Source organism: Paenibacillus sp. JJ-100 (genome assembly GCF_948329825.1).
Taxonomy (GTDB): domain Bacteria; phylum Bacillota; class Bacilli; order Paenibacillales; family Paenibacillaceae; genus Paenibacillus.
Window position 1 is genome coordinate 582,827 of the sequence record NZ_CAOJCM010000002.1, and the last position, 15,094, is coordinate 597,920.

Genomic DNA, 15,094 nt, shown 5'->3' on the forward strand with positions numbered 1-15,094 from the left:
TATCCCGAAAATTAAACATATCTCATAATGAATTTTCTAAACAAAGCCCCATTATGGAGAAGCAGGTGCCTCATTCTCGGAATGACTGATATGGGTTGTTACAACGCGATCATAGGTGCTCTCCAGGTGAATGTGCTTGCCTTCCAGAGAAGAACGCTGAAAAGCATGCATGGCCTCAAGCACATGGTATGCTAACTTGCCGCTTGCTTTGTGTTCGCGTCCAGCGCGAATCGACTCCACCATCTCGGTCACACCGATGCCTCTCTCATTATGACCGCTCTCGAATTCCGGTTTGACCGTCTCCCATGTCTCTTTACCATAGCGGCGAATTTTGACTTCACCATTAAAGAAGTTGGGATCAGGAACACTAAGTGTGCCCTCTGTACCGTAGATTTCGATAAACGGTAGATCCGAAGCACCGCGGATGTCGAAGCTCGTGATCATCGTCACGATGGCCCCATCAGCAAAATCAATCGTTCCAGCCAAATGGGTCGGTGTTTCTACACGAAGCATAGTGCCTTCTTTGGGGCCTGAGCCAACCTTGCGGTCCTGGATCTGAATTCCTGCAGACGCGCTGATCCGGCGGATCGGGCCAAGCAGTGTAATGAGAGCCGTCAAATAATATGGCCCCATATCAAACATCGGCCCTCCCCCTGCCATATAGAAAAACTCAGGATCAGGGTGCCAGGCTTCAGGCCCTCCACCCATGAAGAAGGACGTTGCTGCAATTGGCTTGCCAATCAAACCGTCTTCAATCGCTTTACGAGCAGTCTGGATGCCTGAGCCAAGGAACGTGTCCGGCGCAGAGCCAACGTACAATCCTTTTTCCTCAGCAAGCTCAACGACTTTGCGGCCATCTTCCAGTGAGATGGCCAGCGGCTTCTCTGCATACACATGCTTGCCTGCTTCCAGAGCAGCGAGATCAGTTATGGCGTGACTGCCGGGAACCGTCAGGTTCAGCACAAGCTCAATCTCATCGTTTTGTAACAACTCATCTACATTGTAAACGTTTGCGATATTAAATTCATCTGCCCGCTCCTGAGCACGCTCGCGGATCAGGTCAGCGACCGCCACAACTTCGATATGAGGATTCGTTTTAAGATTTTCTAAGTAAATCGCACTGATATTGCCGCAACCGATAATACCTGCTTTCATTTTCTCCACGATGATGTTCATCTCCTTACGCAAGTAAGAGCTAATGTTCAGCTGTTCAAAATGCTTGTTGGAACGCTAATCTGTTAATAGCGCTCAACTCTAAGTCTATGGTATTCTGTTTGCGCTTCAATTAAAATGAATAATATGATTGAAACATGAACTATTTGGTCATAATTTTTAAATTCACACAAGGAGTATACTTATGCCAACTGACTTTTCCTGCCAAGTTCTTACAGCTGGATTTTCATTCCATCGTAAACCCTACAGCATGGTCCAACTGGACGGGGTGAAAAACTACCTGATGCGACTGCAAACCGATGGACGCTGCCGTGCTCGCATTGATGGCTCCATGTCCATGGTGGACGCAGGAGATCTGCTTCTTTTTGAACCGGATGAGCCTTATGAACTGAGAATAGACAATGAGTACAATCCTATGGGGGAGCGGCTTGTGGAGAGTGGAGACTATCATATTTTCTTCAATGGTTCCTGGGTGGATGAATGGTGGAAACGCCATAAACGACCGACTCGAATCAAGGTTGAATTGTCCGAGAGTCTGTTAACTCTGTTTCGACAGCTGATTCTGGAGCAGCGCCGCCTATCCAATCCATATCCTGAGATTTCGAGTTATTACATGCGTATTCTGTGTCTGGAAGTGGATCGATTATTATCCGAGCATCCGACGAATGCAAAAACGAATTATGTCGCTTACGAAATTAAAAATTATATTGAAGAAAATGCTTCTTCCTTGTTCAAACTGGAAGATGTGGCAACACATCTGGGTATCAGCGTCTCGCGGGGTGTGCATCTTTTTAAAGAAACATTCGGCAAAAGCATTATGCAATACACGCTGGATGTACGGCTTAACATGGCGAGAGAACGGATTATTTTCAGTCCCATGACTTTAGAGCAAGTTTCCGAATCTTCCGGCTTTAACAATTATACATATTTCCATCGTGTGTTCCGTTCCCGGTTCGGCATGTCGCCAAAGGAATTTCGTCTCATTCACCGGGAACAGATGTAACGATGTCATTGATGTGAGTGATGTAACCTCTAATCCATTACGAATCCGGTTCATTACGAATCCGTTCGATTACTAAACCAATTTGGCATGTAAGAGATTAATCTACATGTCATACAGCTTATTTGCGCGCGGCGATGGCCTCGGACACCACCATAGCGAGGTCGTCGTTGCCAAACATAGACAGTACACCAAGCACGGTATCGTCTGGAATATCTCCGGCTTCCTCCTTGGATACAATGAGCTTCTGCACCTGCTGCAACCGCTCATTGCTCTGCTGATCCGGATATGCTTGCATGTACAACTCTGCTGGGTCAAGTCCGTTATTCACACACCACTGAGCAAAGACCAGGATCATCATCTCCTCTTCCTGCTTGTAAGACTCAATGACAGCTTCTTCAATTTGCTTGTTACGTTCTTTTTGGTACTCATCCATGCTTAGTTTGCGCTCCTTTATCTGATATCTGATCAAAATAATCCCCCAAAAAAACAGCTCTTCTTAGGGAAAGAATGTTATTCAACCTAACCTCGAATCAACTGCTCCGCAAGCTCATGGCTATCCATTACATAACTGGCGCTAATCAAGCAGTCATCCGGTGTATCCAGGCAATCAAGAAAATGATCTACAGCTCCGACAAAACCTCTACGTTCCAGAACGGTGTCCCAGCTTCCAAACGTCTCTTTCATCTCATGCTTTCCCTGTTCTGCATACAGAGCCGTATCCATATTGACCACTTCGACCGATCTTCCTCCGCCGTGCAGCTCTACCTTTTCCAAGTCAGCACCTGCGGAACGAATCATATCGAACCGGGCGATTGCCGTTTTGCTTTGTTTGGCTGTTCCACTTGCGTGCAACAACCGGCCTTCCTCATCTTGGCGAAGCCACTGGTGAACCAGTTGTACATCGTGATCTGCGTACCATAACATCAGATCTAACATATGAATGAGATCATCATAGATGGTTTCTGCGGCTGGACGATTCTGCACACCGGTACGGTGTTTGGTCAAGGTAAGTGTTTCATACCCTTTTCCGCCCTGCATCCATTCTTTTGCTTTCCGATACATGGGAGCGAATCTGCGGTTGAACCCTACAGCGAGTAGCAACCCCTGTGCCTCAGCGAAGGCAGTCATCTCTTCGGACTCCCGAAGTGTGTAAGATAACGGTTTGTCCACATAAACCGCCAGTCCCTTCTCCAGACACGCCATCACAATCTCAAAATGGGATTCCGTTGCTGTATGTACAAATACTGCATCCAGCTCCCAGGACAGAAGCTCTTTCAGATCGCTTGTGCCTCGTTCAATCCGATACACCTGCTGAATCTCTTTTACCGGTTCAGGTGAGCGGTTCATAATGCCAACAACTTCTACACGTGGATGGGCAGAGAGTAGTGGCAGATATACTTTACGTGCGATCCCTCCAAGTCCAATAATAGCAATTCGGGTACGCTTGATCGTTTCCATGAAGAACATTCCACCTTCAACTATATTCATTCGTCAGTCTTATCCTAATTCTGGCTTATCACTTTCTACGTCCTATAGTGTAACCTCTCCGCTTTCAACTTGCCAGTGATCCCTATTATAACAGGTGTCTACATGTTCACAGACAGTCTACCGTGGTAAACTGAAAATGGGCTGCAGACCCGGATGAATCTGGCCGTTATATAAGGGTCTGAACTGAAAGGAGCGTTTGACTTTTGCAAAAATGGTTATGGCTCCTCGTTTATGTTTTACTAGCCGGAGTCACGTTTATTTACAGATATGAACTGCTGGCCTGGGCCGATGACCATCAGTCCATTCCGCTTTTACTTTCTATGGCGACGTTGTTTGCCCTCGTTCCTGTTATCCCGTATAAAGTTGTTATTATTGCTTTTGGGTATAGCTACGGCATGACCATGGCCGCATGGATTTGCTGGCTTGGGACAACGCTTGCGGCAATACTCGTATATGTTGGAGCAAGAACGATTTTCCGCCAGCAGGCTCGGGTCTATCTCGAACGCATACGCGGGTTGAATCGCTTCACGGCCTGGATGGAGGCACACCCGTTCATGGGGGTGATGACCATGCGTTTACTCCCCGTCGTCCCCCAGATGGCAGTCAACATCTATGCAGGTATTACATTTACACCATTCTGGGTGTTCATGGTCGCAACGGCCATTGGTAAGATGCCTGCTATCTTTGTGTTTGCTTATGCAGGGGCACAGGCTGGATCATCCATCTGGCTGAGTTTGGGGATATTGGCTGGATACATGATCGTTATGGCTATGATCTTCTTATTGTTCCGTTATCGGTCACGCAAAAAAGCTTGAAGATCTATTGACGTTCTCCGTTCTAATTCATGCTTGCTTACGTGGTTGGTTTGGTTGACTTGACCATTCGGGATATAATAGAAGTGTAAGTCCAATTTTTGGTCTGACTAAATGATTCAAACGGCAGATCGCCGGATATCTTCATCAGAAATGGAGTGAATATAGCATGGAACAACAGTCATTGGAGTTAGCAACATTTGCAGGCGGATGCTTCTGGTGTATGGTATCCCCTTTTGAGGAACTGCCCGGTATTCATAAAATCGTTTCGGGCTATACAGGTGGACATACCGAGAATCCTACGTATGAGGAAGTATGCTCGGAGACAACAGGTCATGTGGAGGCGGTACAGATCACGTTTGATCCGTCCATTTTCCCATATGAGAAACTGGTCGAGCTCTTCTGGCAGCAGATTGATCCGACAGATGCAGGCGGTCAGTTCCACGATCGCGGTTCATCTTATCAGACGGCAATCTTCTATCACAGTGAGGAACAGCGCAAGATCGCTGAAGCTTCCAAGGCGGCTCTGGAACAGAGCGGACGTTTTGACAAACCTATCTTCACACCTATTCTACCCGCGAAACCGTTCTATGAGGCAGAAGAGCATCACCAGAACTATCATCGGAAGAACCCTGCTCACTACAAACGGTATAGCAAAGGTTCAGGCCGTCAGGACTTTATTGAACGTAACTGGTCGGGCAAGGTGGATAAAAGTGAGCTAAAAGAGCGCCTGACTCCGATACAGTATGAGGTAACACAGAACAATGCTACGGAACCAGCGTTCCATAACGAATTCTGGGATCATCACGGAGATGGCATCTATGTGGATATCGTATCTGGTGAGCCGCTGTTTAGTTCTACCGATAAATATGATTCGGGTTGCGGCTGGCCAAGTTTCACTCGTCCACTTCGAGACTATAACGTGAAGGAAAAAACGGATCTTAGCCATTTCATGATTCGTACCGAAGTTCGCAGCCGTGAAGGTGACTCCCACTTGGGACACGTATTCCCGGATGGTCCTGCGGAAGCAGGCGGTTTGCGTTATTGCATTAACTCCGCCGCACTTCGTTTTATACCGAAAGAGGATCTTCAAAAAGAAGGTTACGGCGAATATCGCTTTCTGTTTGAATAAATCAGGTTAGAAACAACGATGTAGGATAATCTGTCCAGAATAATCTGCACAGGATAAACAGCAAAGGAGCAGCGGGTTGATCCCGTTGCTCCTTTGCTTTAGAAATAACAGATACGCTTCGATACATTCGATAAATCCAATCCTCCGTTCCTCCCCGTACTTTACTTCGCTTTCCTTCTCATTTTGCACCTAAATTTCATATCACTCTGTTACACTTATAAAGGGGATGACGGATTTAGTTGGATAGAGCTGCCTCCGTTTCTGCCTGCTTGCTACCTTCAACCGTGCTCTCACCATCGTTAAACTGGACTCTTAGACCCGGAATCATACTCACGAGCATGATGGCTACCGAGAGTACATATACAAAAATCAGCGAAGTCTGATTCATGATCACTCCAGCCATTGAAGACCCCATCAGCATCATTCCCATAAATAACGGAGTAATCGTTCCATTCACTCTGCCAATCAGGTGTTCATCAATCCGGCTGACCATGTAGGAAGAAATAATGATATTGATAAACGCCAGACTAATGGAGCTTAAGAAGGTAAGACCCATTGTTAACCAGAGCCAACTGGACAACACCTCGCCGAGCATCGTAAAAGCAAGACACAACAATCCAACGATTAACGTCTTCGTTTGATTCAGCTTGCTGCTAACAGCCGCAGCGATTACCCCGCCGATGAGCAAACCAAATCCAGATGCACCCGACAGAAACTGCAATGCGGTCTGCTCCAGACCCAATCGTTCCGTCACCAGAAAAATCGTCAGCGGATTAATCAAACCTGCAGAAAGGCCCACACAGGCAAACACCAAGCCGAGCATTTTAAGTGAACGGGATTGAGTGACGTAATGCCATCCTTCTTTAATATCTGCTAATAGAGAATTATCTGTCTCCCGCTGGGCAGTATCCTTGGGGAGAAACGTCAGCAGAACGGCAGATGCAAGAAATAAGATCAGCAGCACCACCATAGATGTCTGTATGCCCATGGAGGTGTAGATAAACGTACCTACAACTGGCCCTAAAATAAGGAAAAGCGAGTTTGAGCTTTGCGTTATAGCAATCGCCGACTGTACATTTTCGCATCTGACATTCCTTCTGACAATTTTGACCGATGAGGGTTGAGAAAACTGACTGACGATGGAGGAAACCAGCGTTGCAGCGTACAGCACCTCCCAGTATCCCGAGCTTAAAATGGTAATAATCATTACAATGGATAAAGCACTGAGAATATCCCCTATAATCATAGTTCGTTTGGGATTCCAGCGATCAGCCAGCGCACCGCCTATGATAGAAAATACAAAGATCGGAGCATACTCCAGTACGGTAATCAGGGAGATGGCAACCGGGTCCCCTTGTGTCTGATCCATAATGTAATAGAGGATGGCCATATTCCGTATCCATATCGCCAGGTTTTGCAGCAGATCTGACCCGGTAATGATAAGAAAAGCTCTGTTTTTTAATAAGCTATTCATACTTCATCTCCTTTTTTTAAACCGACTGTCCGGTTTGTTAATATTCAAAAAGAAAAACTGATAGAATATCAGCTTTCTTTCGTTAACGTTGCTGGATGCCTGCGAGCAGACTCGTTATTCCGATGTGATACAAACGCCGAATTTCATCCAGATCTTTTTCATAATAGAGGGTGCTTAGTCCGTTAAACAAACCGTTAATAATATGCATCATGTCATGCGGGCTTTCTTGTTTCAATTCACCATCACGTATACCTTCAGATACAATCCGCTCATAGGTTGCATAGGGTATTCGAATCAGGGAGAGCATATCGTCCATCATTTCCTTACTTACGACCTGACCCGAGACAAATTCGTTAATGGCATGATTCAGCGGATTCGCCAAGTCATCCACGTAGTGGTCAGCTAGTCCGTACAGTTTCTCTACAGTTGTCTTGTACCGCGACTCCTTCTCAAGCCATTCATTCATCCAGTCCTCGTTATTCAGCTTGATGAGATACATAAACAGCTCTTCTTTGCTTTTGAAATGATAATAAATGCTGCCTTTACTCCGATTGTTAATGGTACATATGTCTTCCATCGAAGTGGCTCCATATCCCTTCTGGGCAAATAGCTCTTTGGTATTACGTGCAATGTCTTTCTTGATCTGAGCCACGTCTTTTCTCCGTTTGACTTCGATGATAATTCTCTCCTTTAAATTAAACCGACTATCCGGTCTAATAGTAGCATGGTGTATTTTTCCTGTCAATCAATGATAAAGGGTTTAGGCATCCCTTCTCACTTCTGGATCGAATGGAATGCCTAACAATGACTCGACTTGGTTGTACGAAAACTTGAATTGAAACGATCAGTACATCATGCTCACAACCCAGCCAATCCAATATGCCAAAGGAATCAACAGAAGCTGAGCCACAACTGTACCAAATAGCCTGGAAATCAGCATACAACCATAAATCTGGTTCATGCGATTAAGCCGAATCTCACCACGCAGGGAACGGTCACTAAGTAGTGAAATACGTGGGTCAACGAGAATGGTAAGTAAAATCGTTGCCATGCCATTAATGAGTCCTGTCGATTGCGATGCAGCAACAGCTTGGCCCGGATACAGATATGCCGCATATAAACTGGATAATACACCTGTGGTGTAAATGGCAGTCACGGCTACGTTGAGCAGCATTAACCGCCTTGGCATGCCGTGCTGTACCAAACGTTTGGCCATCTCCCACGACGGCGGAGTGATGTAATATGTTGCATTACGGAGTTTACTTCGTTTCAGCAATTGCCTGAACATAACGGGGATGGAGCCAGCCGCTTCAAAATGCACAACCATTCTGGATGAGAGCTTGACCATCGTCGGGAAGCAGAGTATGGCTAAGGCCGTTCCCAGCGTTGCTGCACCCATCAACCAGTGAAGCTGTGCCGCAAAATACGGGTTGGACCCACGAGTCGCAGCATCTACCAGACTGCCGATCATGGGCCCCTGTGCCATGTTGGAGGTGCGGGAGACCAAGAGCAAAATACCTGCCAGTGATATGGCCAGTGCAATTCGACGAGTACGCAAACCACCAAGGCGTAGGGCATACGACAAACTATCTGTTGCATGAATCAGCATGGTGAATACCATCGGTAGAGCAAGACTTAAACTGAACATATGTACAAACTCCTTTTTATTCATTTCACTATGTAAATTTATCCAAATTGCTCATCCACGTATTATACGCCCATCAATCTCGAAAGTATAGGAAACAGGTTCTGGCTTAAGGGGACTTGGAATTCTTACTCACGTTTATCTCAGGTTTTGGAGGGTAATAAACTATAACCTATACAATATTGGAGGGAACACCTATGCCATGGAATAAACAAGATTACCCCGTATCGATGAAAAATCTGGAGCCCCGTGTTCGGCACAAAGCGATTGAAATCGCTAACGCCCTGCTTGAAGACGGGTACGAGGAAGGACGCGCCATTGCCATTGCAACGGCCAAGGCAGAGGAATGGGATGAGAATCATCCTGACGATCAGGACAACAAAATCCATGTCGTACCTGCCGAATCAGGTTGGGCCATTAAACAAGAAGGCTCATCAGACTATCACTCCACCTATGACACCAAAGCAGAAGCGATCGATGCGGCCAAAGAATGGAGTCGTAAAGAGCATATTCAAGCGATCATTCATAATCAGGATGGACAAATTGCTCGTTCTCTTAGACCGTAATTTGCGTCTCCTACCGTTCATTTATCTCTTTTATTAATGAGCATATTAATAAGCTTTCCGTATGTATACCAAAAAAATCCCTCTTGCTGCGGAGTTAGCAGACAAAAGGGATTTCCTATCCAATTCCAACCTGAACTCAAACCAGTTAAGGCTTGAGCCAGCCTAGATATATTGAATACTATACGTCATATGTTGTGCTGGATCTAAGCTCAATGCGTTACGCCTCGAGCTACAGAAGTCCGTGGTGTAGCTGCATTAACCGCTTTGGTAGCAACCGAAGGAATCGGTAATTTGACAGCGGATGTGGTAACCACCGAACCGCGAGTCGGCACACTGACCACATACGTAATCATTTTGCTCGCAATCCATACAGCCAGAATTGTATATAAAGTTTCTTTTACCGGAAGAAAGAGTAGTGACAGTCCTAGAACGAACGCATCACTGACAAAGAAAACCGTTCCCAGCTTCCATCCTTTCCAACGACTAACGAGCACAGCGAGAATATCATCTCCGCCTGTCGCTCCACCAAAGCGAAGCACAATTCCTGCTCCGATACCGGTTAGTATGCCGGACAATACCGCAGGAATCCACAGATTTCCGTTAAAGTTCATCACCAGTGTGGAGTATCGCTCAAAGCCGTCGTAGAATAGGGAAAATGCACCCACACCAAGCAAAGCTTGGATCATGAATTTCCAGCCTTTAATGAACCAGGCCAGAATCATAACAGGAATGTCGAGTAGCAACATGCCGATTGCCGGCGATAGACCCGTTGCATATTTTCCGAGCAGGGCCAGACCGACAAATCCGCCCTCCGATAAATGATTCTGAAAGTTAATGTGATAATAAGTAAATGCCAGAATAAATGTACCAAGTAGCATAATCGCGAACTTGATCGCTTCTGTTTTGACGTTTTGTAAGGTTGACGATGTTCTCTTCATACAGGTTCCCTCGCAATTGTAGATTGGTTTTTTAGACCGACCGTACCCTGCAAAAGGCAAGCCTGGAAGAAATCATCGTGTTCGTCCTTCGAATATTCATTCCAATCCCCTCTTTCGCAGAGTCAGCCGTTTTCGATAATACGGTTGGTGTACTCTACAAGGGGCGCTATGTGTATGAGAGATCGTAACGTTTCCAGATTGTCCTTAGGGAGATTGTCCTTCGGGGACTCATGGTATCCTGATCCTTTCTGTGTTTTTTGGTTAGCTGTGCTTGGTTAAAACAAATGGATATTACAGCGAGGCACGAAATTTTGAACACCTTGTTTCACACTTAACCACTTCGATTGCAGTAGCCTCTTACGATCGCTGTTATCCCCGGATTTTTTTGATTCCTTTTTTCAAAAGGAAAAATCCTGTGATACACGCGAACGCTTCGCTTCTCCAGATGGGTTCTGCACTCTTCGTTCCTGTGTGAATATAAGTTCAAACGTGACTCAAAATGTACATCGTTCCATTTTGATTTAAGCACCAGAGCTAACTTGCTTATACTTCTATTATATAACACCAATCTGACCGGGTCTAAACAAGCAACCCAGCAAAATCACGCATAAAGCAGCTATTGAACCGCTCCAGACGTCATACAGGCACACCGGAATAAGCAAAGCTTACGAATAGTGCTATCTGCTCCTTTATTCTATGACCGAAGGTTTTAAATATAACAGTGCAGTCACCCAACTGTGACAATTACAGGCCTTTTTTTATTTTTTGGTCATGAGCAAAGGAATCCTTTTCCTTACGCACATACACTATAGCATATCGTATCGTTCATCGAATCTAAACGTTTCCAGACTTACTCTGCTTTTTATGGTATAATATAACAATTGAATCCCATTACCGTTTAAGCGAGGCGGAGTGATGAAAACGTTAAAGCCAAGAGTCTTTATTGGCTGTTCGCTGGAAGCGAAGCCGATTGCAGCCGCTGTACACGAAAATCTGCGTTTTTCAGCTGAAGTTACCCCGTGGTATTCGGGGGTATTTAATCCAAGCAGCTATACTATGGATGATCTGGAAGCCGAGGTACGCACAACGGATTTTGCTATTTTTATCTTTCATCCGGATGACATATCCAAGATTCGTGGGAAGTACTACGCATCGGTTCGGGATAATACAATGCTTGAAATGGGCCTATTCATGGGGCGTCTGGGACGAAAGCGTATTTTTTTCATACTTCCTGAGGGCATTACAGACATTAAGGATGCTACCAAAGTCGAAGGTCTGCGGATGCCCACCGATCTATTGGGATTGAATCCGCTCGTATATGAGATTCGTTCTGACGGAAAGTGGGCTCCAGCCGTATCGGTGGCCTGTTCGAAGATTGCAGACAGTATTGAAGCACAAGGTCGGTGGAGTGATCCTGAGGCCGAGCGTATCATCGAGATGCACAGACATTCCGAGGATCAAGCACGATTGCAATTAATCAAACTGCTGCGTTTCTTTAGGGAATTACTACGTACACGCAAAGCAGACGACCAGATGCTGGAACGCATGAGTGATGCACTACGAAGCGCATTTGTCTCGCATCCACCCTTTACTGTCCGCGGTACGGCCATCTATCGCACTGATGGTAATGGTTACATCGAACAGTTATGTGGTAACGTTGGAGAGCCTGGTAGAAAATATGATTTATCCGCAAATGATGATAAACCGCCGGATGACCCTAAACGTATTCTCGTTGTCGATTCATACCGTGAGAACAAAATCAAAGTAAATCTGTATGACGATTACCTTGAGAAAGAGTATCTGCTATGCTATCCTGTAGCCAAGAGGTATGTAATTACTGTTCACATAGTTGGTCATATTGAAGCAGATGAGGCGGTATTTCAGCACATTGACTTGCAAAATCGTCAACTGTTTAACGCCATCAACGACCTGTTAGGAGGCGAACCGGAATGAAACCGGAAATGAAAAAAATAAGCAAGCGCTGGGGCAGCGAAAAAAAAGTTCGCCTTAGTTCTGCGCCTGATTCATCACGACCGGTTCCGGAACCCAAGGAAGACGATCGTTTCCACAAACCGGCGGTGCCGCTTATTACGATCGGCCCATCACTCAAAGGCAAGGAGCGTCCTTACAAGGTCATTCTAGAAAAAGAGGCCTATTACGAAAAGCCTCAATATCTGGCTTAATCTTGGGTACTAGCGTTTAAACCTTTGCTTATTTATATTTAGAGCTTAAGCTACTTCTAAGTCCCTTACTTGAACTAATTCTGACTGCCGCTGTATCGGCAGTATATATTCAGGCCCAGCCGCCCATGGCTGGGCTTAAATGTTTTTTTCAGGATAATAGCCTTTCCCTTATCCAACATCCATTTGTATATGACCTTAGGTTTCCTGCAAAACCCAAATATTATACCTTATTTTGGAGCAGGGTTGTCCAATTTGTCAGGTCGGAAGAGAAGTTTACCCTGCTCGAAGCTCTGAGATGAACAATTTCATATTTCAATCATACAACAAGAACAAATGTTCTGTAAATAACAAATAAAATCCATTTATCTCAAAATCACTAATGTAGCATACCATTCGTATCACACCATATGGAGTGCCTCTTCTGAATCGAGTAGGAGGCTAATTATTAGTTATGTAGCCGACCTTTCATCGCCAAGTTATTAACCACGTCGGGCGCACCAAGAAAAAGGGGCAGTACTATAAGCCATTTTATGACTTATAGTACTGCCCCTTTTTTAAACGTTTAACGGGTATTTTCTTGATTTTATACACCAGCGATGACAGAAGGCGTTGCAATCGTGTGCCATAAATTGGCGCTAATCGCTCTCGTTCCCCCATCATGATCATTGCCATCGAAATAGAGAATTTCCTGCTCCAGTTCTTCCAGTTCCGTAACAGTTCCTTCTAAATAAGCATGAATCCGACTCATTGCTGTTTGAATGCGCTGTACAAGTCCACCCATTCGTAGATCAAAGACATCCAACCCAAATATTTTGTTCTCTTCTAACCATTGTGCATGGTACGCTGTTATGAATTGCTCAGCTCTTTGTTTTAATTCAGGTAATTTGGTATGGCAATACTCCGCTAATACATCCAGATCTTCACGCAAATAAGCATTCCGAATGTCAATTCCTGCATCGCATTTAAGTTCAAGCAATCTACTTAAGGCATATTGAGTCTGAAATAGCTGTTTCCACTCTGGATTACGAGCAGCACATTGTTCGAATTGTTCCGCACAATTCCGATAATGCTCGGCGTAAGCTTTCGGTATAATATGTTTGTCAAACAAACCACTCATAATATCCTGGTACAACAAATACTTAGGTGGGTTGATGGAATGAACGTTATCCGCAGCATTGTCAGGTACCAGCATCGTCGCATCCAGCTGCATGAAATCATCGTAACTGCCGCCTACACAAGTTGCGAAGCGTTCTTGCAAGTACTCCGATTGAGCACAGTTTGCATAACTAAGCTCTGCCCACAACTGCAACGTTGGAAGGATCGAATAGATCGAAGCTTCAGCTCCATTGTCTCCCCAGGCGGTAATCAATACTTCTTTAATCCCTTGATTCATGCAGCTTTCATGTGCCATCTCCCCAATGTATTTACTAAATTGGTTATTCGGTGAGAAGCCCATCCATTTCCAAGCTCCACCAGCAAAAATGATCTGATCACTCAGCTGTTTGTGCTTTCTCAACATCCCATCATATTTCTCCGGTTCAACAGAATAGTAATCCCAGTAGACTAAAGAAATATCATCCGGAATCATCTCGATTACCTCTTGTCTGATCGGACTATTCGTATCATAATATTCTCCTCCACTGGCCAGTCGGAAGAACATATCGCTCCACATCATCGGCCGGTAACCATACCCTCTCGCAATTTCCATCACTTTGCCAAAATGCTTTAACATCAACGCCGATCTTTCTTGATAACCATGCTTGTCGAGATATTTGCCAAGCCCCATCATATGTGCTTCATCCATGCCGATATTGATTCTTCGACTTGATACATTTTCTGACATTGTTCGAAACATGCTATCGATCAGTTGGTAGGTCTTCTCTTCATCAATCAATAAAATATCATTACAATCCACGATATCTGAGAAAGCACTCCACTTCAGCGCTGTTCCCAAATGAGCCAATGTCTGAATGCAAGGAACAAGTTCGATGCCAAACTGATTCGCATACTGATCCATCATTTTCATTTGTTCCCCACTATATCTGCCACGCATATACCCAAAGTAAGGGTACTCTTTGATCTCATAAGTATCCTCTGTATATAGTTGTACCGTGCTATAGCCCATTAATGCGAGACGCTTAATCAATTTTTTAAACGTGTCTACCTTTAGTACCGCATTTCTCGAGCAATCGAACATGACACCAAGCTGCTCATAAGCAGGACTTTCCTTAATTTCAAAAGGGCCACTCTTTTTCTTTATCCCCTCAATGATTAAACCAAGTGCACGGAAACATTCATAATCGTTCTGATATTGAACAGTACCAGAACTACCATCAAATTGAATATGGATACCCAGCGCTTCTGTCTTCGTAAAATTAACGGGAATCCCTTCGTCTGATAGCTCTACATCTAGTAATGGTAGTAATTCTATGACACCCGATATCAACTTTTCATTCAAGCCAAATAATTTTAATTTCATCGCAAGCAACCTCCCAAAGAATCCTGCCACGGTCTATTTTTAGGTCACAATCAGATCCCGGCAGGTTACATTAATATTATGATATTTACAATCGTATTTAATTATTAATGATCTAACAATGTAGGGATGACTCCTTTTTTTTGTATTTTTGATACTTTTACGATAATCGTTTGGAGATGTTTTGAAAGTATTGCGAAACGT

The 15,094-nt window shown here is 44.7% G+C and carries 14 protein-coding genes; 6 read left to right on the forward strand and 8 right to left on the reverse strand.

What is annotated here, in order from left to right; translation table 11 throughout:
* Window positions 1-51: 51 nt before the first annotated feature.
* Complete coding sequence (locus PQG66_RS09340; RefSeq protein ID WP_272037415.1) at window positions 52-1,164, reverse strand: Gfo/Idh/MocA family protein; 1,113 nt, start codon at window positions 1,162-1,164, stop codon at window positions 52-54.
* A gap of 193 nt (window positions 1,165-1,357) precedes the next feature.
* On the opposite strand from PQG66_RS09340, the gene PQG66_RS09345 reads away from it, so the two are divergent.
* The gene (locus PQG66_RS09345; protein ID WP_272037416.1) at window positions 1,358-2,176 is read left to right on the forward strand and encodes an AraC family transcriptional regulator; all 819 of its coding nucleotides are present in this window, start codon (window positions 1,358-1,360) and stop codon (window positions 2,174-2,176) included.
* Between the two features lie 118 nt (window positions 2,177-2,294).
* Here PQG66_RS09345 and PQG66_RS09350 read toward each other — a convergent pair whose 3' ends face one another.
* Both PQG66_RS09350 and PQG66_RS09355 read right to left on the reverse strand, forming a co-directional pair.
* The gene (locus tag PQG66_RS09350) at window positions 2,295-2,609 is read right to left on the reverse strand and encodes a hypothetical protein (RefSeq protein WP_272037417.1); all 315 of its coding nucleotides are present in this window, start codon (window positions 2,607-2,609) and stop codon (window positions 2,295-2,297) included.
* Between the two features lie 86 nt (window positions 2,610-2,695).
* Entirely contained in the window at window positions 2,696-3,634 is a 939-nt protein-coding gene (locus PQG66_RS09355) for a Gfo/Idh/MocA family protein (RefSeq protein WP_272037418.1), read from the reverse strand.
* A 233-nt stretch (window positions 3,635-3,867) separates the two neighbouring features.
* Between PQG66_RS09355 and PQG66_RS09360 the strand changes: the two genes are divergently transcribed.
* Window positions 3,868-4,479: a TVP38/TMEM64 family protein gene (locus PQG66_RS09360; protein ID WP_272037419.1), complete on the forward strand. Its 612-nt coding sequence runs from the start codon at window positions 3,868-3,870 to the stop codon at window positions 4,477-4,479.
* A gap of 166 nt (window positions 4,480-4,645) precedes the next feature.
* The gene (gene msrA, locus PQG66_RS09365; protein ID WP_272037420.1) at window positions 4,646-5,608 is read left to right on the forward strand and encodes a peptide-methionine (S)-S-oxide reductase MsrA; all 963 of its coding nucleotides are present in this window, start codon (window positions 4,646-4,648) and stop codon (window positions 5,606-5,608) included.
* A gap of 235 nt (window positions 5,609-5,843) precedes the next feature.
* On the opposite strand, the gene PQG66_RS09370 is transcribed toward msrA, so the two are convergent.
* The 3 genes from PQG66_RS09370 to PQG66_RS09380 all read right to left on the reverse strand — a co-directional run bounded on the left by PQG66_RS09370 (window position 5,844) and on the right by PQG66_RS09380 (window position 8,730).
* Complete coding sequence (locus PQG66_RS09370; RefSeq protein ID WP_272037421.1) at window positions 5,844-7,082, reverse strand: MFS transporter; 1,239 nt, start codon at window positions 7,080-7,082, stop codon at window positions 5,844-5,846.
* A gap of 82 nt (window positions 7,083-7,164) precedes the next feature.
* Window positions 7,165-7,758, reverse strand: coding sequence for a TetR family transcriptional regulator C-terminal domain-containing protein (locus PQG66_RS09375; RefSeq protein WP_442955090.1), 594 nt, complete (start codon window positions 7,756-7,758; stop codon window positions 7,165-7,167).
* Between the two features lie 168 nt (window positions 7,759-7,926).
* A complete protein-coding gene (locus PQG66_RS09380) occupies window positions 7,927-8,730 on the reverse strand; it encodes a lipid II flippase Amj family protein (RefSeq protein ID WP_272037422.1) in 804 nt (267 codons plus the stop codon).
* A gap of 194 nt (window positions 8,731-8,924) precedes the next feature.
* On the opposite strand from PQG66_RS09380, the gene PQG66_RS09385 reads away from it, so the two are divergent.
* The gene (locus PQG66_RS09385; RefSeq protein WP_272037423.1) at window positions 8,925-9,293 is read left to right on the forward strand and encodes a DUF2188 domain-containing protein; all 369 of its coding nucleotides are present in this window, start codon (window positions 8,925-8,927) and stop codon (window positions 9,291-9,293) included.
* A 209-nt stretch (window positions 9,294-9,502) separates the two neighbouring features.
* Here the strand turns inward: PQG66_RS09385 and PQG66_RS09390 are convergent, their stop codons facing one another.
* Entirely contained in the window at window positions 9,503-10,231 is a 729-nt protein-coding gene (locus tag PQG66_RS09390) for a YitT family protein (RefSeq protein ID WP_272037424.1), read from the reverse strand.
* Between the two features lie 915 nt (window positions 10,232-11,146).
* Between PQG66_RS09390 and PQG66_RS09395 the strand changes: the two genes are divergently transcribed.
* Together PQG66_RS09395 and PQG66_RS09400 are read left to right on the forward strand one after the other, a co-directional pair.
* Window positions 11,147-12,184, forward strand: a complete 1,038-nt coding sequence (locus PQG66_RS09395; protein ID WP_272037425.1) for a nucleotide-binding protein — start codon at window positions 11,147-11,149, stop codon at window positions 12,182-12,184.
* Window positions 12,181-12,414, forward strand: coding sequence for a hypothetical protein (locus PQG66_RS09400; RefSeq protein WP_272037426.1), 234 nt, complete (start codon window positions 12,181-12,183; stop codon window positions 12,412-12,414). Before PQG66_RS09395 ends, PQG66_RS09400 begins: the two co-directional genes overlap by 4 nt.
* 583 nt (window positions 12,415-12,997) lie before the next feature.
* Here PQG66_RS09400 and PQG66_RS09405 read toward each other — a convergent pair.
* Complete coding sequence (locus tag PQG66_RS09405; RefSeq protein WP_272037427.1) at window positions 12,998-14,893, reverse strand: beta-N-acetylhexosaminidase; 1,896 nt, start codon at window positions 14,891-14,893, stop codon at window positions 12,998-13,000.
* Window positions 14,894-15,094 lie beyond the last annotated feature (201 nt).

Coding starts and splice junctions, on each gene's coding strand:
- PQG66_RS09345 (WP_272037416.1), top strand. CDS start 1,358: ATGCCAACTGACTTTTCCTGCCAAGTTCTTACAGCTGGATTTTCATTC.
- PQG66_RS09405 (WP_272037427.1), bottom strand. CDS start 14,893: ATGAAATTAAAATTATTTGGCTTGAATGAAAAGTTGATATCGGGTGTC.
- msrA (WP_272037420.1), top strand. CDS start 4,646: ATGGAACAACAGTCATTGGAGTTAGCAACATTTGCAGGCGGATGCTTC.
- PQG66_RS09400 (WP_272037426.1), top strand. CDS start 12,181: ATGAAACCGGAAATGAAAAAAATAAGCAAGCGCTGGGGCAGCGAAAAA.
- PQG66_RS09370 (WP_272037421.1), bottom strand. CDS start 7,082: ATGAATAGCTTATTAAAAAACAGAGCTTTTCTTATCATTACCGGGTCA.
- PQG66_RS09395 (WP_272037425.1), top strand. CDS start 11,147: ATGAAAACGTTAAAGCCAAGAGTCTTTATTGGCTGTTCGCTGGAAGCG.
- PQG66_RS09350 (WP_272037417.1), bottom strand. CDS start 2,609: ATGGATGAGTACCAAAAAGAACGTAACAAGCAAATTGAAGAAGCTGTC.
- PQG66_RS09355 (WP_272037418.1), bottom strand. CDS start 3,634: ATGGAAACGATCAAGCGTACCCGAATTGCTATTATTGGACTTGGAGGG.
- PQG66_RS09390 (WP_272037424.1), bottom strand. CDS start 10,231: ATGAAGAGAACATCGTCAACCTTACAAAACGTCAAAACAGAAGCGATC.
- PQG66_RS09385 (WP_272037423.1), top strand. CDS start 8,925: ATGCCATGGAATAAACAAGATTACCCCGTATCGATGAAAAATCTGGAG.
- PQG66_RS09380 (WP_272037422.1), bottom strand. CDS start 8,730: ATGTTCAGTTTAAGTCTTGCTCTACCGATGGTATTCACCATGCTGATT.